The 19,932-nt window shown below is 71.6% G+C and carries 20 protein-coding genes; 10 read left to right on the forward strand and 10 right to left on the reverse strand.

Going from position 1 to position 19,932, the window contains the following annotated elements:
• On the forward strand, nt 1–199 hold a 199-nt coding region (locus Q0D57_RS14850), incomplete at its 5' end, for a hypothetical protein (RefSeq protein WP_291045435.1).
• A gap of 245 nt (nt 200–444) precedes the next feature.
• The gene (locus tag Q0D57_RS14855) at nt 445–1,452 is read left to right on the forward strand and encodes an EamA family transporter (protein ID WP_291045439.1); all 1,008 of its coding nucleotides are present in this window, start codon (nt 445–447) and stop codon (nt 1,450–1,452) included.
• On the opposite strand, the gene Q0D57_RS14860 is transcribed toward Q0D57_RS14855, so the two are convergent.
• Genes Q0D57_RS14860 through Q0D57_RS14875 form a run of 4 tightly spaced genes read right to left on the reverse strand, consistent with a single transcriptional unit; the run spans nt 1,430 to nt 5,829 of the window.
• Nucleotides 1,430–2,623, reverse strand: coding sequence for a Fic family protein (locus tag Q0D57_RS14860; RefSeq protein ID WP_291045442.1), 1,194 nt, complete (start codon nt 2,621–2,623; stop codon nt 1,430–1,432). The two genes, Q0D57_RS14855 and Q0D57_RS14860, sit on opposite strands and share 23 nt — an antisense overlap.
• A gap of 52 nt (nt 2,624–2,675) precedes the next feature.
• Entirely contained in the window at nt 2,676–3,350 is a 675-nt protein-coding gene (locus Q0D57_RS14865) for a TrmH family RNA methyltransferase (protein ID WP_291045444.1), read from the reverse strand.
• Nucleotides 3,351–3,382: 32 nt separating this feature from the next.
• Entirely contained in the window at nt 3,383–4,441 is a 1,059-nt protein-coding gene (locus tag Q0D57_RS14870; protein ID WP_291045446.1) for a magnesium and cobalt transport protein CorA, read from the reverse strand.
• Nucleotides 4,442–4,476: 35 nt separating this feature from the next.
• Nucleotides 4,477–5,829, reverse strand: coding sequence for an Nramp family divalent metal transporter (locus Q0D57_RS14875; RefSeq protein ID WP_291045448.1), 1,353 nt, complete (start codon nt 5,827–5,829; stop codon nt 4,477–4,479).
• Between the two features lie 76 nt (nt 5,830–5,905).
• Here Q0D57_RS14875 and Q0D57_RS14880 point away from each other — a divergent pair, with 76 nt between their 5' ends.
• Nucleotides 5,906–6,325: a TIGR03618 family F420-dependent PPOX class oxidoreductase gene (locus Q0D57_RS14880; protein WP_291045450.1), complete on the forward strand. Its 420-nt coding sequence runs from the start codon at nt 5,906–5,908 to the stop codon at nt 6,323–6,325.
• A 54-nt stretch (nt 6,326–6,379) separates the two neighbouring features.
• Here Q0D57_RS14880 and Q0D57_RS14885 read toward each other — a convergent pair whose 3' ends face one another.
• Nucleotides 6,380–7,285 carry an SDR family oxidoreductase gene (locus tag Q0D57_RS14885; RefSeq protein WP_291045452.1) on the reverse strand — a complete coding sequence of 302 codons (906 nt, stop codon included), beginning with the start codon at nt 7,283–7,285 and terminating at the stop codon, nt 6,380–6,382.
• A gap of 231 nt (nt 7,286–7,516) precedes the next feature.
• Between Q0D57_RS14885 and Q0D57_RS14890 the strand changes: the two genes are divergently transcribed.
• Entirely contained in the window at nt 7,517–7,831 is a 315-nt protein-coding gene (locus Q0D57_RS14890; protein ID WP_291045454.1) for a metalloregulator ArsR/SmtB family transcription factor, read from the forward strand.
• 25 nt (nt 7,832–7,856) lie between these two features.
• Here Q0D57_RS14890 and Q0D57_RS14895 read toward each other — a convergent pair whose 3' ends face one another.
• Nucleotides 7,857–8,342, reverse strand: a complete 486-nt coding sequence (locus Q0D57_RS14895) for an Lrp/AsnC family transcriptional regulator (protein WP_291045456.1) — start codon at nt 8,340–8,342, stop codon at nt 7,857–7,859.
• A gap of 90 nt (nt 8,343–8,432) precedes the next feature.
• On the opposite strand from Q0D57_RS14895, the gene hisC reads away from it, so the two are divergent.
• Both hisC and Q0D57_RS14905 read left to right on the forward strand, forming a co-directional pair.
• Entirely contained in the window at nt 8,433–9,551 is a 1,119-nt protein-coding gene (hisC, locus tag Q0D57_RS14900; RefSeq protein WP_291045459.1) for a histidinol-phosphate transaminase, read from the forward strand.
• 2 nt (nt 9,552–9,553) lie between these two features.
• Nucleotides 9,554–10,204, forward strand: coding sequence for a YitT family protein (locus Q0D57_RS14905; protein ID WP_291045476.1), 651 nt, complete (start codon nt 9,554–9,556; stop codon nt 10,202–10,204).
• Between the two features lie 77 nt (nt 10,205–10,281).
• Here the strand turns inward: Q0D57_RS14905 and Q0D57_RS14910 are convergent, their stop codons facing one another.
• Together Q0D57_RS14910 and Q0D57_RS14915 are read right to left on the reverse strand one after the other, a co-directional pair.
• Complete coding sequence (locus tag Q0D57_RS14910) at nt 10,282–12,501, reverse strand: MMPL family transporter (RefSeq protein ID WP_291045460.1); 2,220 nt, start codon at nt 12,499–12,501, stop codon at nt 10,282–10,284.
• A 107-nt stretch (nt 12,502–12,608) separates the two neighbouring features.
• A complete protein-coding gene (locus tag Q0D57_RS14915; RefSeq protein WP_291045462.1) occupies nt 12,609–15,833 on the reverse strand; it encodes a family 16 glycoside hydrolase in 3,225 nt (1,074 codons plus the stop codon).
• Between the two features lie 306 nt (nt 15,834–16,139).
• On the opposite strand from Q0D57_RS14915, the gene Q0D57_RS14920 reads away from it, so the two are divergent.
• Genes Q0D57_RS14920 through Q0D57_RS14930 form a run of 3 tightly spaced genes read left to right on the forward strand, consistent with a single transcriptional unit; the run spans nt 16,140 to nt 18,233 of the window.
• Nucleotides 16,140–16,751: a hypothetical protein gene (locus Q0D57_RS14920; protein WP_291045464.1), complete on the forward strand. Its 612-nt coding sequence runs from the start codon at nt 16,140–16,142 to the stop codon at nt 16,749–16,751.
• A 7-nt stretch (nt 16,752–16,758) separates the two neighbouring features.
• Entirely contained in the window at nt 16,759–17,802 is a 1,044-nt protein-coding gene (locus tag Q0D57_RS14925; protein ID WP_291045466.1) for a hypothetical protein, read from the forward strand.
• Nucleotides 17,799–18,233 (forward strand): hypothetical protein, encoded by a 435-nt coding sequence (locus tag Q0D57_RS14930; RefSeq protein WP_291045468.1) that lies wholly within the window; start codon nt 17,799–17,801, stop codon nt 18,231–18,233. The genes Q0D57_RS14925 and Q0D57_RS14930 overlap by 4 nt, the downstream gene beginning before the upstream one ends.
• On the opposite strand, the gene Q0D57_RS14935 is transcribed toward Q0D57_RS14930, so the two are convergent.
• Nucleotides 18,222–18,593: a hypothetical protein gene (locus tag Q0D57_RS14935; RefSeq protein WP_291045470.1), complete on the reverse strand. Its 372-nt coding sequence runs from the start codon at nt 18,591–18,593 to the stop codon at nt 18,222–18,224. The two genes, Q0D57_RS14930 and Q0D57_RS14935, sit on opposite strands and share 12 nt — an antisense overlap.
• A gap of 55 nt (nt 18,594–18,648) precedes the next feature.
• On the opposite strand from Q0D57_RS14935, the gene Q0D57_RS14940 reads away from it, so the two are divergent.
• Complete coding sequence (locus tag Q0D57_RS14940) at nt 18,649–19,362, forward strand: metal-dependent transcriptional regulator (protein WP_291045472.1); 714 nt, start codon at nt 18,649–18,651, stop codon at nt 19,360–19,362.
• Nucleotides 19,363–19,537: 175 nt separating this feature from the next.
• On the opposite strand, the gene Q0D57_RS14945 is transcribed toward Q0D57_RS14940, so the two are convergent.
• On the reverse strand, nt 19,538–19,932 hold a 395-nt coding region (locus Q0D57_RS14945; RefSeq protein WP_291045474.1), incomplete at its 5' end, for an aminotransferase class V-fold PLP-dependent enzyme.

Below are 19,932 nucleotides of genomic sequence, written 5' to 3' on the forward strand. Positions count from 1 at the left end.
CGCCGACTTCGACACGGAGGCCGTCAACGACGAGATCCTCAGCATCCTCAACGCCGAGGCCCCCGCCGGAGTCACGATCGAGCGCAACGGCCGCGTCGTCGCCGAGGACTCCGCCATCGAGGCCGCCCGCAGCACCGACTGGGCGGCGCTCCTGAAGCGCATCGACCTCGACACGATCCTCGCCGAGCACGGCAAGTAGCCCGCCGCCGTCGCGCGCGACCGCGGAAACCGCGAATCGCGCGAACCGCACGTCCGGGTAGCGCCAACCGACCGGATCCGCCCGCTTTGGCGCGATTGGCGCTACCCCGCGGCGCAGCGCGCGAGCGGGACGGCCGGGATGGCAGGGATGCCCGGGCCGCCGCCGCCCGACTGTGTACCTCCGCCACATCCTGCATGAAGCAACGCTCGCTTGCCCCTCGACCCCCGCCCCGCGAGGCTGAGGGCATGCCCACACGCGACCGCCTCCTCGCCGTGCTCGTCGCCGTGCTGTGGGGTGTGAACTTCGTCGCGATCCACTTCTCGCTCGAGCACTACCCGCCGTTCTTCCTCGTGGGCCTCCGCTTCCTCGTGCTCGCCATCCCCACCGTGCTGTTCGTGAAGTGGCCGGGCGTGAAGGTGCGCTGGCTGCTCGGCTACGGGCTCGGCTTCGGCATCCTGCAGTTCGCGTTCCTCTACGCGGGCATGGCGGCGGGCATGCCGCCCGGGCTCGCGTCGCTCGTGCTGCAGGCGTCGGCGCCGTTCACGGTGGTGCTCGCCGCCGTGTGGCTCCGCGAGAGGCTCACGCTCGTGCAGGGCATCGGCATCCTCGTCGCGGTCGCCGGGCTCGGCATCATCGCGGCCGACCGCGCCCAGGTCTCGGCGCTCCTGCCCGTCATCCTGACCCTGTGCGGCGCCCTCGGCTGGGCGTTCGGCAACATCTGCAGCCGCCAGGCACAGCCCTCGAGCCCGCTCGGCCTCACCCTGTGGATGTCGGTCGTGCCGCCCATCCCCCTCATCGCCCTGTCGCTCGTGATCGAGGGCCCCGACGCCGTCTGGACATCCCTCGCCACCTCCTTCACCCCCGAGGCCCTCCCCGCGGTGCTCGGCCTCGTCTACACGGTGGTGATGGGCACGATCGTCGGATCGGGCATCTGGGTCACCCTCATGAAGCGCAACCCCTCGAGCAAGGTCGCCCCCTTCTCCATGCTCGTCCCGGTGGCGGGCTTCACGAGCGCCTGGCTCCTGCTCGGCGAGATCCCCGGCCCCGCCGACCTCCTCGGCGGCGCGGTCGTGGTGGCCGGCGTCCTCCTCGCCACCCTCACCTGGCGCCCCCGCCGCCCCGCGAGCACCCCGCCTCCCACGCCCGGCACGCCCGCGGGCACTGCCCCCGGCCCAGTCCAAGCCGCGCGCACCGCCACCACCGAAGCCCCCGAACCCGAACGCCCAGGCCTCACCGCGGAGCGCCCCGCATAGCCCGCTCGCCGAACGCATCCAGGGCCGCCAGCACCTCGGGCGCCGCCCACCGGCGGTTGCGACGGCCCCCGCCGGCCTGCTCCAGCACGCCGGCCTCGACCAGCCGATCGATGCTCGACTGCGCGGCCACACCACTGACGCAGAGGGTCGCGGCCACCACCCGGTTCGTCACGACCGGCTGGCGCAGCAGGTACGTCTTGAGGCGGTGCACCGAGGAGTCGGCGCGCGCCACGACATCGGCGTCCCACCGATCCCGCACGGCGAGCAGCTGTTCGGCGAGACGCCTCCCGTTCCGCACGGCGGCGAACGACGCCTCGGCGAGCGCTTCGATGATCGGGCCCGGATCGCCCTCCCGGTAGGCGGTCAGCCCGGCGAAGTAGCCCGGCAGATCGTGGAGCAGCCCGGCTGAGACGGGCACGGTCACGTTGCGGGTGACCCGGCCCGCCCGCAGCATCCCCTGCACGAGCGCCCGACCGGTGCGCCCGTTGCCGTCCGGGAAGGGGTGGATCGTCTCGAACTGGGCATGGGCGAGCGCCGTCTGCACCAGCACCGGGATGTCGGTCCGTCGCGCGAACGCCATGACGTCGTCCATGAGGTCGGCCACCCGGCCGTGATGCGGCGGAACGAAGTCCGCCAGATGCGGAGAAGCGCTCCTCGACCCGATCCACACCTGCTCCGCCCGCCAGGCCCCGGTGATGTCCGGCGCGCTGCCGCCGAGGAGCGCTCGGTGCATCTCGATGACCGACTGCGGATCCAGGCGGTCGGAGAGCTCGATCGCGGCTTCCATCGCCTGGACGTTGCCCACCACGAGACGAGCGTTGCTCGAGCTCGCCTCCCCGATCTCGGCCAGTGCGACCTGCTTCGCACTCGACGTGATGTGCTCGACCTGCGAACTGGAGGCGCTCTCGGTGCGGAGGAGCACCGCGGCGAAGGGAGCCGCGACGGAACCGAGCTCGGCATCGAAGCGGGTGATGGCCGCCGTGGCGTCGTCGGCGAGGGCGAGCAGATCGCTCGGCAGGGAGACCGCCTGATCGGCGATGGGCGGCGGCACGGCCGCACGGTACGGTCCGGCCGCAGCGACGTAGGAGCGCCTGGAGGTCTCCGCGTCGTGGTCGCGATGCCACGGCAGCGTCTCGAAGCCGAGAGGCGGCCAGGTGGGAGGGTTGACCATGGTTGAGTGTACCAAAGGTTAGAGGATTAACCTTTGGTATGGAGTTCCTTACTCACGCCTTCGGGCCGAAGGGGACGTGCTGGAGGATCCAGGCGTGCATGGCCACCGCGGCCGCCGCCGAGGCGTTGATCGAGCGGGTCGAGCCGAACTGGGAGATCTCGACCACCGCATCCGCCGCCTCGAGCGCCTCGGGCGAGAGACCGGGGCCCTCCTGCCCGAAGATCAGCACACAGCGCGCCGGGAACGCGAACGTCTCGATGAGCACGCTGCCCGGCACGTTGTCGATCGCGATGATCGGCAGCCCGGCATCGCGGGCGAAGTCGGCGAACGACGCGACATCCGGATGATTCGACACGTGCTGGTAGCGGTCGGTCACCATCGCGCCCCGCTTGTTCCAGCGGCGGCGACCGATGATGTGCACCGTGTCGGCGGCGAACGCGTTCGCGCTCCGCACGATCGATCCGATGTTCATGTCGTGCTGCCAGTTCTCGATGGCCACGTGGAACGGATGCCGGCGCTCGTCGAGGTCGGCGACGATCGCCTCCATGCGCCAGTAGCGGTACCGGTCGATCACGTTGCGGGTGTCGCCGGCCGCGAGCAGCTCGGGGTCGTAGTGCGGATCGTCGGGGAGCTCGCCCACCCAGGGCCCCACACCGCCCGCGCTCAGCTCGACGCTCGGGTTCGACGCCGCATCCGTCGTGCCGTGCCCAGGATCCGTCTCACTCACCCGCCCAGGCTACCGGCGGGACACGCCCACGTTCACAACCACCGATTCCGCTTGAACACCTTGTACAGCACCACCGCCATCACGACCATCGCCACGAGCGCCGCCGGATACCCGAACACCCAGTGCAGCTCCGGCATGTACTCGAAGTTCATGCCGTAGATCGTGCCGATGAGGCTGGGTGCGAAGAGGATCGCGGCCCAGGCCGAGATCTTCTTCACCTCCTCGCCCTGCTTGAGGCTCGTCTCCGAGAGCTCCCGGGTGTCGTCGGCGAGTTTGAGGCTGGCCTCCGAGATGCGCCGCATCTCGTCGTTCTGCTGCTGCGTGGCGAGCGTGGAGTGCACGGTCAGGGCGTTCTGCAGGGTCGCACGGAACGCATCCGCCCGCCCCACGATCTGCAGCACGTGGTCGTGCACGTCGCGGAGGCCGCGCTGCACCTCGAGGTCGACGCCGTACTTCTCCGATCCGCGGAGCAGTGCCTCGAGCATCGCCGAGAGCGGATGCGCGGCCCGCTGGAACTCCATCACCTCGCCGAGCAGGTCGTAGATGCGCTTGGAGACGTCGGGGTCGCCGCCGAAGAGCTGCTTCTCGATCTCGTCGATGTCGTTCTCGAGGCCCGAGACCACGGGCCCGTACTCGTCGACGACCTGGTCGACGATCGCGTAGAGCACCGCCTCGGGGCCGAGGCAGAGCAGCGCCGGGTTCTGCTCGAGGCGACGGCGCACCGCGGCGAGGTCCGGCGACTCGGCATGGCGGATGGTCACGACGAACCCGGGCCCGATGAACACGTGCACCTCGCCGAACTCGACCCGCTCGTCGGCGTCGAGGTAGCGGGCGGGCCGCAGCACCACGAAGAGCGTGTCGCCGTAGCGCTCGAGCTTGGCGCGCTGGTGGCCCGTGAGGGCGTCCTCGACCGCGAGGTGGTGCAGGCCGAACTCGCTCTCGACGGAGCGGATCTCGTGGGCGTCCGGCCGGTAGAGACCGATCCACGCCATCCCACCCGTCTCGGCCGCGATCTCGTAGGTCTCGTCGAGGCTCGCGGGTTCGTGGGCGCGCACGCCGTCGACGTAGACGGCGTTGTCGATCAGGGTCATGGCTCGAGCGTACGGCGGCTCGGTGAACGGATGCCTCACGCTCCCGTGACGGTCAGCACGATGAGCACGACGTTGAGCGCCACGATCAGCGCCACCACGACCCACGCCAGGATGCGCACGGGCAGCCGGTCGACGAACTCCCCCATGACGGCACGGCTGCCGGTGAGCCGGATGAGCGGGATCAGCGCGAACGGGATGCCGATGCTGAGGAACACCTGGCTGAGCACGAGCGCCCAGGTGGGGTCGATCCCGCCGGCGAGCACGGCGAGCGCCGGCACGAGCGTGACCGCACGGCGGGCCAGGATGGGCACCCGCACCGTGAGCAGCCCCTTCATGATGACCGATCCGGCGTAGGCGCCCACGGAGGTGGAGGCGAGCCCCGAGGCGAGCAGCCCGATGGCGAAGATCGTGGCGATGCCGGGGCCGAGGGCGGCGCGGATGGCGTCGTAGGCGCCGGGGATGGTGTCGGTGCCGGCGACCCCGCGGAGGCTCGCGGCGGCCAGCAGCAGCATGGAGATGTTGACGACGCCGGCGATGAGCAGCGCGATCAGCACGTCGGTGCGGGTGACGCGCAGCAGCATCCGGAGCCGGCCCGCGCCCCCTTCCCCGTCGCCCACGTCCCACGAGTGGGCAGAAGATGCGCCATCCTGAGCGTTTTCGAGCGTCTTCTGCCCTCTCGTGAAATCGGTGCGCTCGGCGAAGGCGGCGTAGTCGGCGTGGTGGCGGTCGCGGGCGAGGGCGGAGTGCAGGTAGATGGCGTGCGGCATGACCGTGGCGCCGAGCATGCTCGCAGCCAGCAGCACGGTGGCGGTGCCGTCGAAGCGCGGCACGAGTCCGTCGGCGGCGGCGCCCCAGTCGACGTCGGAGACGAACAGCCCGGCGAGGAACCCGATCGCGATCACCGCGAGGAACCCCACGATCACGAACTCGAACGTGCGCTGCCGCCGATGCGACTGCACGAGCAGCAGCCCCATCGACACCACGCCCACGATCACCCCGCCCACCACGAGCGGCAGCCCGAACAGCAGGTTGAGCGCGAGCGCCCCGCCGATGACCTCGGCGATGTCGGTGGCGGCCGCCACGGCCTCGGCCTGCAGCCAGTAGGCGCGCCTCGTCCACGGCCGGGTGCGCGCGCCCACGTGCTCGGGCAGGGTGCGGCCCGTGACGATCCCGAGCTTCGCCGACTGGTACTGGATGAGCATGGCCATCCCGTTCGCCAGCACGAGCACCCACACGAGCAGGTAGCCGTAGGAGGCGCCCGAGGTGAGGTTCGCCGCGACGTTGCCGGGGTCGACGTAGGCGATGGAGGCCACGAACGCGGGGCCGAGCAGGGCGAGCGGATGCCACCACCGGGGTCTGACCGCCGGCCCGGGCAACGTCGTCGTCACGCTTTTAGGCACGCCTAATAGGTAGCACAGCGCGGGGCATCCGCCTAGGGGGTGCCCCCGACCGTACGCTGGGGCCATGACCACCACTCCGCTGCTCACCCCGGAGGGCCTCGAGTTCGTGACCGAGTACCACCTCGCCACGCTCTCGACCCTCACCACGAGCGGAGCCCCGCACGTCGTGCCCGTCGGCTTCACGTTCGACGCCGAGGGCGACGGGGGCCGCGGCGCCGTGCGCATCATCACGAACGGCCCGAGTCAGAAGGTGCTGAACGTGCGCCGCGACGGCCGCGCCGCGGTGTCGCAGGTGGAGGGCGCGCGCTGGCTCACGCTCAGCGGGAACGCTCGCATCCTCGACGATGCCGCCTCGGTGCAGGAGGGCGTCGACCGCTACGCCGCGCGCTACCGCCAGCCGCGCGAGAACCCGGAGCGCGTCGTCATCCTGATCAGCGACCTCACGGCGATGGGCTCGGCCGCGTTCCTCACCCGCACGCGCTGACCCCCACACGCCGGCCCCGCACGCGCTGAGGCCCCCGCCGGGCCCCCACGTCCCTCACGGGATCAGCCGCCGATCGCGCAGATCCTGGAAGATGCGCAGGAACATCTCCTCGGTGTCGACGTACTCGTGGAACCCGGCCCGGCGCGACTTGGAGGTGTCGGCGATCACGTCGTAGTCCCACGAGAACACGAAGTCGCCGAACACCCACGACGACACCTCGGCGTAGGAGGTGGGCTCCAGCCCGTGCTCCTTCACCATGCCGCTCCAGAGCTCGCCCTTGTCGGCCATGACCTCGGCGAGGCTCAGTTCGAGGGGCGGCGCGACCTCGAGATCGAAGAACGCTGCGATCCTCGGCCACATCGACGACCACCGGAACATGTCCCCGTTGGTGATGTTGTACGCCTCGTTCCGCGTCGCCGGGGAGGTCGCCGCCCACACGGTGCCCTTCGCGAGGAGGTCGGCATCCGTCATCTCGAGGAGGCTCGTGTAGGCGCCGGGCCTGCCCGGGAACCGCAGCGGGATGCCGAGCTCCTTGCCCATCGAGGCGTACACGGCGATGACCATCGCCAGGTTCATGGGGTTGCCGAGCCCGATGCCGGCGACCACGGAGGGGCGGAGCGCCGACCAGCTCCAGGATGCCCCGGCCTGGCGGCGCTCGAGGAACTGCTGCTGGTCGACGTTGAACTCCGGCGGCATGTGCGGCGGGTCCGATTCCTTGGCGGGGGTCGCGAAAGCACCGAGGTGCGCTCCGTAGACCTTGTAGCCCTGCATCAGGCTGATGTGCTCGAGCGCCGGCGCGACGGGCTCGAGGGCGTCGACGACGTTCGTGAGCATGGCCAGGTTCGGTGAGACGAGCTCGGCCCAGGTCGGCCGATCCTGGTAGGCGGCGTAGAACACGTGGGTCACCTCGGTGAGCTCCTGCAGCGCTCGGGCGGTCCCCTCCCGGTCGAGGAGGTCCACCGCGCGGTGGCGGATGCGTCCGCGATCCTGGCTGCCGCGGCGCGACAGCCCGATGACGTCCCAGTCGCCGAGTGCCTCCAGATGCTCGACGAGGGTGCCCCGATCACTCCCCGTGCCCCGACCACCAGGGCTGTCCGCTGCGCCATTCGTCCTCCATCGTTAGATCGTGATTTGCCGATCTAAGATCTACCACAGCATCGGAGAATCGCGATATTGCGATATCATGGACCCATGACGGAGACCGACGACCCGGACCTGGTGGTGGCGTTCAAGGCGCTCGGCCACCCCACGCGGCTGGCGATCCTCGGCTGGCTGAAGGAGCCGGAGTCGTTCCCGCCCCAGGATCAGCCGGCCGCCGAGGTCGGCGTCTGCCTCAAGCACATCCAGGCCAGGGCCGAGGTCTCGCAGTCGACGGCGTCGCAGTTCATGGCGACGCTGCAGCGGGCGGGCCTCGTGACCTGCACCCGGATCGGCCAGTGGTCGCACTACCGCCGCGACGAGCGCGCCCTCGAGGCCCTCAGCCGGAAGGTGGCCCTGAGCCTCTAGCCGCCTGCCGGCTCCCGCCTATCGGCTAGGCCGACGGCGTCACAGCCTGCTCGAGCAGGCTGCGCACGCGGTGCGGCATCGCCTCCACGAGCGAGAGCGCGGTGCTCGTGCGCTGCACCCCGTCGACCCGGAGCATGCGCGTGGTGAGGCGGTGCAGGTGCGCCGGATCGCGCGCCACGACCTTCGCGAGCAGGTCGGCGTCGCCCGTGGTCGCGTGCATCTCCACGATCTCGGGGATGCCGGCAAGCCCCGCCGTGGCCTGCTCGGTGGCGTCCTGGCTGATTGCGATCCAGACGAAGGCGACGAGCGGATAGCCGAGCGCCGCCGGGTCGACCCGCTTCGAGAACGAGCCGAGGGCGCCGCCCGCGGTCATCCGCTTGAGCCTCGCATGCACGGTGTTGCGGGCCACGCCGAGGCGCGAGGCGAGGGCGAGCACGGTGGCATCGGGGTCGTCGTCGAGGGCGAGCAGGATGCGGGCGTCGAGGTCGTCGAGGCTGGTCATGTCGGTCATTCTGTCAGTCGGCGCGTCTTCTCTGGGCATTCTGCGCAGTAGAGACGGCGTCGGTTGCACCGGTGCTCAAGCGATCCGCACACTGTGACCATGACCGCTTCCTCGCCCTCCCTGCTGCCGCCCGCTCGAGGGGTCGTGCGGGCCGTGCCGCCGTACGTCGCCGGGCGACGGGCTTCGACGGCCACCACCGCCGCACTCGCCTCGAACGAGAGCCACTACCCGCCGCTGCCCTCGGTGCTCGAGGAGGTGGCCCGCGCTGCGGCGGAGCTCCACCGCTACCCCGACAACGGAGCCCTCGACCTGCGGGAGGAGCTCGCCACCTCGCTCAGCGTCTCGGCCGACGAGGTCGTGCCGGGCCAGGTCGTGGTGGGGGCAGGGAGCACGGGAGTGCTGCAGCAGATCATCACGGCGCACTGCGACGCGGGCGACGAGGTGGTGTTCGCCTGGCGCTCGTTCGAGCTGTATCCGCTGCTGGTGCAGCTGGCCGGAGCCGTTCCCGTGCCGGTGCCGCTGGATCCGTTCGACCGTCACGACCTCGCAGCGATGTCCGCCGCCGTCACCGATCGCACCCGCGTCGTGCTCGTCTGCAACCCCAACAACCCCACGGGCACGGCCCTCTCGCCCGCCGAGCTCGAGGCGTTCCTCGCCGCGGTGCCGCCGCACGTGCTCGTGGTGCTCGACGAGGCCTACCTCGAGTACTCCTCGGCCGGGCCGACGGATGCGATCGGGCTGCTCCGCCGGCACCCGAACGTCTGCGTCGTGCGCACCTTCTCGAAGGCGCACGGTCTCGCCGGGTTGCGGGTGGGCTACGCGGTGGCGGCCGAGCCGGTGGCGGATGCGCTGCGCCGGGCGGGCATGCCGTTCACGGTCAGCGCGCTCGCCCAGCGGGCCGCGATCGCCTCCCTCGCCGCGCGCGACGAGCTTCAGGAGCGCGTGGCACTCGTCCGCTCCGAGCGGGCGCGCGTGCTCGCCGCCCTCCGCGCGCTCGGCTTCACGGCCCCCGACAGCGAGACCAACTTCGTCTGGCTGCGGCTGGGTGACACAGGCCGCGAGCGCGCGCTCGGGCTGCTCGCGGAGGCCGACATCCTCGCCCGGGGCTTCGCGGGCGACGGCCTCCGCATCACCCTCGCCGACCCCGCCACCAATGACCGCGTGCTCGCCACCCTCGCCCGCTTCGCCGCCGAGCCCGCCCCGGCCGGTGCGCGGTGAGCGTGCTCGATCGCCTGCGGCCGCACCGCGCATCCGCCGACCCCACCGCCACCCGCGATCCGCTCGCCCACTCGCCCGTCGAAGACGTGCTCGGCGTGCTCACCGGCACGTTCGTGTCGTCGCTCGGGCTCTTCCTACTGAAGTCGACGGGCGCCGTGACCGGAGGCACCGCGGGCCTCTCGCTGCTCCTCAGCTACGTCGTGCCGCTGCCGTTCGGGGTGCTCTTCCTCCTGGTCAACCTCCCGTTCTTCGCCCTCGCCGTCTGGAAGAAGGGCTGGGTTTTCACCCTCCGCACTGCCCTCAGCGTCTCCCTCGTCTCCGGCTTCTCGCTGCTCGTGCCGCTCGCCGTCGACCTCGACCGCATCGACCCCGTCTTCGCCGTGATCGCCGGCAACCTGCTCGCGGGGGTCGCGCTGCTCATCCTGTTCCGGCACCGGTCGAGCCTCGGCGGGGTGAACATCCTCGCGCTCATCCTGCAGGAGCGCCTCGGCTGGCGGGCCGGTTACGTGCAGATGGCGATCGACGTCACGATCGTGGCGTGCGCCTTCGCCGTGGCTCCCGTGCCCACTGTGCTGCTCTCGGCGGCCGGCGCCGTGCTGCTGAACCTCGTGCTCGCCCTCAACCACCGCCCGGGCCGCTACCACGGCGTCTGAGGGCCGTGTCCGGTGGAGAACGCCACACGTGCCGGCATCCGAGCCGTATATCGACCCGGATGCCCGCAGGTTTGCCGTTACGAACGCGAACCCGACTCCACGAGCGCTTCCGCCGGGCGTGAGTCCGCCGAGCGCCCAGTCTCGCCGCCGCCGGCATCACCACCGGCACGGCCGCCGCGCCGCCCGAACCCGGGCCCGACCCAGTTCCAGCGCCCCAGCAGCGTCATCAGCGCCGGCAGCAGCAGCCCCCGCACGATCGTGACGTCGAGCAGGATCGCGATCGCCATGCCGATCCCGACCTCCTTCATGCCCACGAGACTGCTCGCCGAGAACCCGAGGAACACGACCCCAATCGCCACCGCCGCCGTGGTCACCACGGGCCCGGTGGCCGTGATGCCGCGGAGCACGGCCCGGTCGTTCGCCACCCGCGGGTCGATCGAGCGGTCGCGCGCCCGCCACTCCTCCGCGATCCGCGCGAGCAGGAACACCTCGTAGTCCATCGACAGCCCGAACGCGAGCAGCGCGATCATGAGCGGCGTCGTCACATCGAGTGCCCCCCACGGCGCGAAGCCGAGGAGGCCGGCGCCCCAACCCCACTGGAACACCGCCACGAGCGCCCCCACCGTGGCGGCCACCGTGAGCGCGTTCAGCACCACGGCCTTCAGCGGGATGACGACGGATCGGGTGAGCGCGAACAGCAGCCCGAACGTCGCCACGAGCACCACCCCGAGCGCGAGCGGCAGCCGTTCGAGCAGGTGGTCCTGGGTGTCGACGACCTCGGCGGCGGGCCCGCCCACCTGCACCTCGAGGTCGGCGTAGGCGGCCGAGCCGGCGAGCGAGCGGATGTCGCGCACGAGCTGCTGCGCCTCCGCTCCGGTGGTGTCGCCGGGCGCGGCGAAGTCGGCCACCGTGACGTCCTGCGGCAGGTCGAGCACCTGGTCGGCGTCGATCACGAGCTCGTGCGCGGCGATCTCGTCGAGCAGGCCGACGACCCGCGGATCCGTCACGGGAGCGCTGATGAGCACGCTCGCGGCGGTCTCGCTGAGGTCGGCGAAACCGGCGTCGACGAACTCGCTCGTGCGGCGCTCCTCGGCCTCGACGGGCAGCGCCCGGATGTCGGAGCTCCCGACGGTGAGCGTGGCGAGCGGCGCCGCGAGCAGCAGGAGCACGGCGCCGGCCCCCACCGCCACCGCCACGGGGCGCCGCTGGGCGAGCATCGCCAGCCGCCCGAGGGCCCCGACCCGCACCGCATCCGCCGGGATCGACCGCAGCGGCCACCGCCGACGCCCCGGCGCCGGCACGTGCCGCGAGAACGCGGCGAGCATCGCCGGCACGAGCGTGAGCCCCGCCAGGGTGGCGAGCAGCACCGAGGCCGCCCCGCCCACGGCCATGCCCGACAGCAGCGGGTCGCCGAGCAGCATGAGCCCCACGAGCGCGATGAACACGGCGAGCCCGGAGACGAGCACCGCGCGGCCGGACGACGCGACGGTCGCCCCCACCCAGTCGACGAGCGAGGCCTCCGGATGCCGGTGCCGCTCCTCGCGGAACCGAGCGATCACGAGCAGGCTGTAGTCGACCGCGAGGCCGAGGCTCAGGATGGTCACGATGTTGACGGCGAACTCGTTGACGGGCATCAGCAGGATGAGCCCGGAGAGCGCGAGCAGCGCGACCGCGATCACGGCGAGCGCCGCCACCACGGGGAAGGCGGCGACCCGCACGCCGCCGAGCACCACCACGAGCAGCACGAAGAGCACGACGATCGCGATGCCCTCGCCGATCGCGGCGTCGGTGACGGCCCGGTCCACGAACGCCTGCTCGGCGAGGAATTTGCCTCCCACGAGCACGTCGGCCGGCTCGATCGTGCGGAGGAGCTCCGACACCTCGGTGGCCGCCGCGAGCGTCGAGGCCTCGTCGAGGGACTGCTCGAGCTCGACGGTCACGAGCGAGCTGCGGCCGTCGTCGCCCACGATGCCGCCCGAGGTGTAGGCGTCCTTGACCTCGACGACCCCGGGGACCTCGCGGAGCTGCTGCATCACGGCCCCCGCGTTCGCGATGAGCTCGGGCGAGTAGAAGTCGGTGCCCGTGAGCACCGCGGTGACGATCTCGCCCTCGGGGTCGAGGGCGTCGAGCCGCACGTCGGCGAGCTTCGACTCGCTCCCGGTCGGCGAGTCCTCCACGGGGCTGGTGTGGTCGAAGACCCCGCCCCCCAGCACGACGCCGGCGAGGATGAGGGCTCCCCACGCGGCGAGCACGATCACGCGGCGGCGAGCCACCCAGCGTCCGAGGGATTCGAGCATGAGCGGTGGTCCTTCCGTGACCGAGCAGGGGAGTTGAAAGAGGAAGGGTGATCCCCCGGGGGCCGGCGCGCGGCCCGCCCCCGGGGGATCGAGGGATCAGAGCGGCATCAACCGCAGCTCTTCGCGGCCCAGGTCACCTCCGCCGTGCCCGTGCGCCCGTCGGCCGAGGCCGTGGCGGTCGCCGTGCCGGCGGGGATGCTCTTCAGCCGCGTGGTGAAGGTGTGGAACAGGGCGGCGCCCGGCTTCACGGCCTTCTGCGTCTTCTCGCCGTAGGTCGTCGAGATGGTGAGGTCGACGGGCACGGTGTCGCCGTTGGTGGCGCGAACCGCCACCAGCGCCTTGCCGGCCACGCAGCGCACCTCGGCGGTCGCGGTCACCGCGAGCGCCGCATCCAGCTCCTTGATGCGGATGTCGCGGTACGAGACCGCCTCACCCGCCCCGTGGTTCTGGATGCCGACGAAGCCCTGCGAGATGTCGCGGGCAGGATCGGTGCTCGTGAACTCGTTCACGACCGTGCCGTTCAGCACGACCTTGATGGTCTGCCCCTGCACCACGATCTCGTACGAGTTCCAGGCGCCCACGGGCTTCAGCGCCGCGGCCACCGCCTCCGGGTCCGCACCCTGGAAGGTGTAGATCGATCCGGTGGTGCGGTCGGGGGCATCCGTGGCGTCGATCTGGATCTCGTAGCCCTGGTTGACGGCCACGAACGGGTCGTTGCCCGGGTCGGGGAAGCCCACGAAGACGCCGCCGTTGTGGTCGGCCACGAGCTTCCAGTCGAGTTTGAGGCTGTAGGCCTCGAACTCGGCCGCCGTGTACCAGAGGAGGCCGAGGCCCCCCGAGCCGCGCAGGCTGCAGTCGTCCGTGATGCGGCCGAACGAGCCGGGGCCCGAGAGACGCCACGTGTCGAAGCTCGCCAGGGTTCCGTCGAAGAGGCCCGTGTAGCCCTCCTCCACCTCGCCGGGGGCGCAGATGTCGGTGCTCGCGCCCACCGAGAGGGCGTCGAGGTTGACGTTGCCGGAGTCGCCCGCATCCTGCCGGATCGAGATCCGGTTGGTGCCGGCTGCGAGGTCGAGGTTCCTGGTCGCGGTGGTCCACGTCTTCCAGTTGCCCGTCCTCGTGAGCGACCACGGGGCCACCTCCACGTCGTTGACGTAGACCGAGACCGTCTTGGTGCCGTCGAACGGGTTGGGGCCGTTGGCGTAGCGGAGGTTGACCGGGTAGGAGCCCGCCTCGGCGACGTTCGTGGTGAAGGTCACCGCGGCACCGGTGCTCTGCATGCCGGCTGCGAAGCCGGTGCCGGAGTAGCCGTTGTGCTCGGTGTCGGGCTTGGTGCCGCCGGTGAGCGACGCCGCCTCGGCCTCGTACCAGCCGCGGTCGGCCGGGGCCACGTAGCCGGGGACCGCGTTGGCGGTGTACCAGGCCTCGGTGTTCCACAGCTCGGCTCCGGATGCGGACGCGAACGGCCGCGGTGAGCGCAGGTGCACGACGTTGCCTGGCTTGATGCCGGGAAGGGTGATCGAGACCGTCTTGCGGTCCTCCGACACCGTCGCATCCGTCACCACGAGGATCTCCTCGTCGACCTTCGGACCGCCGTAGCTCGGCGTGGCCACGTAGCGCCACTGCTCGGCGCGGTAGGCCGAGGCGATGCCGGCCACGGTCTCCTCCGAGATGGGCTGGGTGTAGGTGATGTCGAACCCGGTCTCGGTGATCTTGACGGTGTTCATGTCGAACGTGTTGGCGCCGGTCGGGGTGAGCTTCTGCAGCCCGAACTTGAGCTTGTTCGTCTCGCCCCAGTTGCCGCCCTCGCCGATGCCGCCCACGTAGAAGGCGCCGTCCGGGCCCTCGACGATGCGGTTGACGCCGGCTTCGAGACCGGCGGAGTGACGGAAGATGGCGCCCTGGTACTCACCGGCGACCTCCTCGAGCGCCACGCGCTGGATCCCGCCGTAGGTCACGTCGCCGATCAGCATCTGGCCGGCGAAGGGGCCGTCGTCGAGGATGAGCGGTGCGCTCGGGGAGTTGCCGATCTCGTTCTGGGGGATCCAGACCGCGGGCGGCGAGACGGGGTTCGCGTCGAAGGGGCCCGCCGGGGTCGTGAAGTGGTTGAAGAACTTGCCCTTCTTCACGTTCACGAGCTTCGAGGCCGGCAGCCAGCCGCCCTGGTTGTCGGTGGCGAAGAGCTCGCCCTCGGCGCTCAGAGCGACGCCGTTCGGTGTGCGCAGACCGCCCGCGATGTAGCTGACCTCACCCGTGGTGCGGCTGATGCTGATGGCCGTGCCGCGGTTCTGGGCGGGCTGCGGGGTGGTGGTCGCGCCACCGTTGTCGATGGCGACCGAGAGGTTCACGTAGAAGTTCTCGTCGTCGTACTCGAGTCCGAAGGCGAACTCGTGGAAGTTGCCGCCATCGGGCCACTCCGCGACCTTGGAGTGCACATCGAAGAAGCCGTCACCGTCGGGGTCGGTGAGCTTCGTGAGCTGGTGCCGCTCGGAGACGAAGATCTCGTCGCCGATGACCGCCACGCCCATGGGGTTCAGGAGGTCGGTGGCGATCTTGGTGGGGACGACCTGGGCGGCGCTCGTCGCACCCGTCGCGCCGGCGACGAGGTAGACCTCGCCGGGCTGGGCATCCGGAACCCAGCCGGCCGAGCTGACCGAGCCCGAGGTGATGAGCACGAGCTCGTCGTCGTCGGTGAAGTCGAGGCCCGTGACCTTGGGCTCGAAGCCCGCGGGGCGGAGGTCGGTCAGCGTGTAGTCGGGGTTGACCGAGTCGAGCCGCAGGCCGTCGCCGGCGGTGTCGGCCGCGCCCTCGCAGTACTTGGTGCCGGGGGCCGTGACGCGCACGACGTTCGCTTCGGTGCTGAGCACCGAGGTGGGCACGATCTCGAAGGTCGAGGCGCCGGGCTTCTTCCATTCGAGCTTGAGCTCCTGGCCGTAGCCGCCCTCGAAGTAGTCCAGGCGCAGGGCATGTGTGCCCGCCGTGAGGTTGACTGCACCCTCCTTGGAGGTGTTCCCGTGCAGGCCGCCGTGGTCGACCACGAGCGCGCCGTCGATCGACAGCTTGGAGCCGTCGTCGCTCGTGAGGCGGAAGGTGTAGGTACCGGCCGTGGCCACCGTCAGATTGGCCGTGACCTCGGCGAGGAAGTCGTCGTTCAGTCCGAAGTCGGCCTCGCTGACCCAGTTGATCGTGGGCATGAGCTTGTCGACGTTGGGGGTGCTGCCCGACTTGATGGTGCAGAAGTCGGCGAGGCCGGGAGGCATCTGGAACGCGCGGAGGGTCACTCCGGGCTCCTGCTCCGGGATCGCGGCCAGCGCGGTGGGCGCGAGGCCGGTCACGGCCAGCAGGCCTGCGAGGGTTCCGGCGACGATCGCCGCCGGTCCGGTTCGTGATCTGAGCCGAGTTCTCGGCGGTCTGACAGGTGTGGGCACCATTGCTCCTTTGCGTGAGACGTCACAGACCGAGCAGAGGCAACCGCGCATCCGTCCGGCGCCTGAAGTGTACGCAGCTTTTGCTCGCTGGGTCTACAACTTTAAATCGCCCCTCGACAAATGTCATCCGGAACACGTAGAGTCGCCCCGACCGACGGCGGTTGTGCCGGCGGGCTGATCTTCCGCTGAGCGGACCGACCCTGGAGTATCACCGTGAACAGACGTGCCATCGGATACCGCGTGAGCATCGCGGCCGCAGGAGCCCTGACGCTCTCCGTCATCGGATCGAGCGGACTCGCCGCCGCCCTCGACGACCCCTACGGCGACAGCGACGTCGCCGTGTCGGTCGAGATCCCCGAGCTCGAGGGGCCCGGCGCGCTCGCCATGACCGTGGCCGGCTCCTCCGCCGCCCTCACCGAGTCGGGATCGACCGCCACCTCGCGCCAGTTCACCGGCACGCTGCCGACCGTCACCGTGACCGACACCCGCGACCCCGCCGACATCCCCGAGGGCGCGTTCTGGTACGTGCTCGGCTCGATCACCGATTTCACGGGCGACGCCGGGCAGCCCGACATCGTCTCGGCCGAGAGCTTCGGCTGGGCCCCCGCGCTCGTGGCCGGCGACCCCGGCAGCGTCTCGGCGGGCGACGAGGTCGACCCGGGCGAGGGCTTCGTCGACTCCGAGATCCTCTCGGTGGCCTACGACTCGGCCGAGATCGCACCCGAGGGCAGCTGGTCGGCGAACGCCGGGCTCGAGCTGCTCACCGGAGCCACCGTTGCGCCCGGACAGTACTCGGCCACGCTGACGCTGTCCCTGTTCGAGTAGCCGGCCCGTGAGAGCGAAGGCTCTGGCCGCGGCCGCCGCTCTCGCGGCCGCGGCGGTTCTGGCGGTGGCCGGGCCGGCTGCGGCGGATGCGGCTTCGGCGGCTCCGGCTGCGGCGGCGGCTGCTGCCGCGCCCTCCCCCTCGCCCGAGGATGTGACGTGGTCGGTGGCGCCCGCCACCGTCGACGGACCTGACGGCCGATCCTGGGTGGAGCAGGAGCTCGCCCCCGGCGCGACCGTCACCGAGCACCTCGCGCTCCGCAACCTCGGGGCCACCGAGACCACGTTCGCGCTCGACGCCGCCGACGGCTACTTCACCGAGACCGGCCGCTTCAACATGCTGCAGGGCGGCCAGACCTCCGTGGCGGCCGGCACCTGGATCACGGTCGAGGAGTCGGTGACCGTGGCGCCCGGCGCGACGGCGGTCGTGCCCTTCACGGTCACGGTGCCCGAGAACGCGACCCCCGGCGATCACGCCGCGGGCATCGCGGCCTCGGTCTCGAGCACGGGGACCACGAGCGACGGTGCGCAGATCGGGGTGAACAGCCGGGTCGGCTTCCGCGTGATGACGCAGGTGACGGGTGCGCTCGCTCCCGCCCTCGCGGTCACGGATGCCACAGTCGATTACACGCCCTCCTGGAACCTCTTCACCCCCGGATCGCTCACGGTCGGCTACACGGCCGAGAACACCGGCAACACGCAGCTCGCGTTCGGCGAGGTCGTCGACGGCGCGGTGACCGACCGGGGCGACCTGTTCCCAGGGGAGTCGCGATCCGTCGCCGTCGCCCCGACCTCCGCCTGGCCGATCGGACTGATCACGGTCGACGTGGTGGTGGAGTCGTCCGTTCCGAGCGTCCCCGGGCTCGCGGTGGCGCCGGCGACGAAGACGGTCACGGTCTGGGCTGTGCCGTGGCTGCACCTGGCGGTGCTCGCCGGGATCGCGCTCGTGGTCGCGCTGCTCGTGATCGGACGGCGGCGCCGCAAGGCCGCGGTGGAGCGGCTCATCGCCGAGGCCCGCGCCGAGGGCCGCCGCGAGTCGGCGGTGGCCCGATGAGCGCGGCTCTGCGGGCTCGGTGGCGCGCCGCGGCACGAACCATCGCACTGGCGGGTGCCCTGCTGGGGGCTGCTGCGCTCGGCACGATCCTGGTCGGGACGGCCACCTCCGCGACGGCCCACGCCCTGCCCGGCGTGACTGTGGTCGCGCCCGATCCGGAGCCCGCGCCGGGCATCGTGGTGGGGGTCGAGATCACGCCTCGACCCACCATCTCGCCCACTCCAGATCCCTCTCCCACTCCGGGCCCGACTCCCGCGCCCAGCCCGGGCCCGAGCGCGTCTCCGACGAACGGGCCCGCCCCCGGGCACGACGGCGACCTCGCCGACACGGGTCTGGATCTCGCTCCCGGACTCGTCCTCGCCCTCGCGCTCGGCGCATCCGGTGTCGTGGTCGCCGCGGCCTCGAGGTCGCGGAGCGGCTCAGCCGGCTGAGAGGTCGGCGGCGACGCCCAGCACGAGTGCGACGGCGACGACCACGAGGAGCGCTGCCACCACGATCCGCGCGGCGATCGGTCGGCCCGCCCTGGCGCGTGACGGCAGGCGCACCACGAGGGCGGCGACCCCCGCCAGCAGGAGCACCACGGCGATGGCGGCGAGCGCGATCGTGACGCCCGCGCCGATCTCGGGGGTGTGCAGGTAGCCGAGCACGAGGGCGCCGAGGTAGACGATCGCGGCGGTCACGACGCCCGCGAGCACGCGGGTGCCGATGTCGCGCCAGAACTTCTCCTCGCTCATCCACTCGGCCGGCCAGCGCCAGGGGGAGGAGCGCTTCTCGTCGCTGTCGTCGGACACTCCTGCACCTTAGCCGCCGCGCGCTCGGGCCGCCTAGGGTGGGAGCATCATGTCGATGACACACGGCCAGGACACCGCGGCGGAGAACTACCTCAAGACGATCTACGCACACACCGAGTGGCAGCCCGCCCCCATCACCCCGTCGGTGCTGGCCGCGCGGCTCGGGGTGGCGCCCTCGTCGGTGACCGAGATGGTCAAGAAGCTCGCGGCGGCGGGGCTCATCACGCACGTGCCCTACGGTCCGCTGACGCTCACCCCGGTGGGGCGGATGCGCGCGAGCGGCGTGGTGCGCCGGCACCGGCTGATCGAGACCTGGCTCGTGCGCGAGATGGGCTACGCCTGGCACGAGGTGCACGACGAGGCCGAGGTGCTCGAGCACGCGCTCAGCGACCGCCTGCTCGACGCCATCGACGAGCGGCTCGGGCGGCCGGTGCAGGATCCGCACGGCGACCCCATCCCGACCGCCGACGGCCACGTGCCCTCGTTCGACGCGGTGCTGCTCGCCGAGGCCCCGATCGGGCACGAGGGCCGGGTGCTCCGCATCAACGACCGCGACCCGTCGCTACTGCAGTCGCTCGCCGGTCAGGGCATCGGGCCCGGCACCGCGGTGCGCGTCGTGACCTACGCCGAGGCGGGCTACCCCGACCCGGCGGTCACGGAGCCCGACGGCGCTCCCGCCGTCGACCCCGTGGTGCTCATGCTCACGGAGGTCGCGGGTGCGGCCCCGGTGGAGGTGCACGCCCCCGACGCCCTCTGGCTCTCCGCCTGACCCGCCCCCCGCCTCCCGCGCCGCCCGCTTCACCCACTTGACACAAGATGTGCCAAGTCGGCGGTTTTAGGCGCGATTTGTGTCAAGTCGGCGGGGTGATGAGGGTCGCGAGGCTCGTGGCCTAGAGCTCGGGCTCGGTCAGCCCCAGGGTCCGCATCGAGCGCGGGGGCGGGGCTCAGCTCGCGAGGGAGCGGATGTCGTCGAGGGCCGCGACGAGGGCGTCGGATGCCGCGCTCAGGTCGGCGGCGGTCGTGTCTGCGGTGAAGGTGAAGCGCACGGCCGTCTGCGCCACCTCCGGGGCGAGGCCGAGCGCGAGCAGCACGGGCGAGGGGTCGTCGCTGCCGGCGGCGCAGGCCGATCCGCTCGACACGATCACCCCACGCTCCTCGAGCTGCAGCAGGATGCTCTCGCCGCTCGTCCCCGGGAAGCAGAACGACGCGACCGACGGTAGCCGCGCATCCGCCGCGCCCGCACCAGCCGCGCCGCCCGCACTGGCCGCGCCGCCTGCACCAGCCGCACGGCCTGCATCGGCCGCGCCGCCTGCACCACCCGCATCGGCCGCGCTGCCCG

Source organism: Herbiconiux sp., from assembly GCF_023264895.1.
Lineage (GTDB): Bacteria > Actinomycetota > Actinomycetes > Actinomycetales > Microbacteriaceae > Herbiconiux.

Bases quoted from the DNA above. Each gene is read 5' to 3' on its own strand.
- Q0D57_RS14855 (WP_291045439.1), top strand. From the start codon at position 445: ATGCCCACACGCGACCGCCTCCTCGCCGTGCTCGTCGCCGTGCTGTGG.
- Q0D57_RS14860 (WP_291045442.1), bottom strand. From the start codon at position 2,623: ATGGTCAACCCTCCCACCTGGCCGCCTCTCGGCTTCGAGACGCTGCCG.
- Q0D57_RS14870 (WP_291045446.1), bottom strand. From the start codon at position 4,441: ATGACCCTGATCGACAACGCCGTCTACGTCGACGGCGTGCGCGCCCAC.
- Q0D57_RS14880 (WP_291045450.1), top strand. From the start codon at position 5,906: ATGACCACCACTCCGCTGCTCACCCCGGAGGGCCTCGAGTTCGTGACC.
- Q0D57_RS14890 (WP_291045454.1), top strand. From the start codon at position 7,517: ATGACGGAGACCGACGACCCGGACCTGGTGGTGGCGTTCAAGGCGCTC.
- Q0D57_RS14895 (WP_291045456.1), bottom strand. From the start codon at position 8,342: ATGACCGACATGACCAGCCTCGACGACCTCGACGCCCGCATCCTGCTC.
- hisC (WP_291045459.1), top strand. From the start codon at position 8,433: ATGACCGCTTCCTCGCCCTCCCTGCTGCCGCCCGCTCGAGGGGTCGTG.
- Q0D57_RS14910 (WP_291045460.1), bottom strand. From the start codon at position 12,501: ATGCTCGAATCCCTCGGACGCTGGGTGGCTCGCCGCCGCGTGATCGTG.
- Q0D57_RS14930 (WP_291045468.1), top strand. From the start codon at position 17,799: ATGAGCGCGGCTCTGCGGGCTCGGTGGCGCGCCGCGGCACGAACCATC.
- Q0D57_RS14940 (WP_291045472.1), top strand. From the start codon at position 18,649: ATGACACACGGCCAGGACACCGCGGCGGAGAACTACCTCAAGACGATC.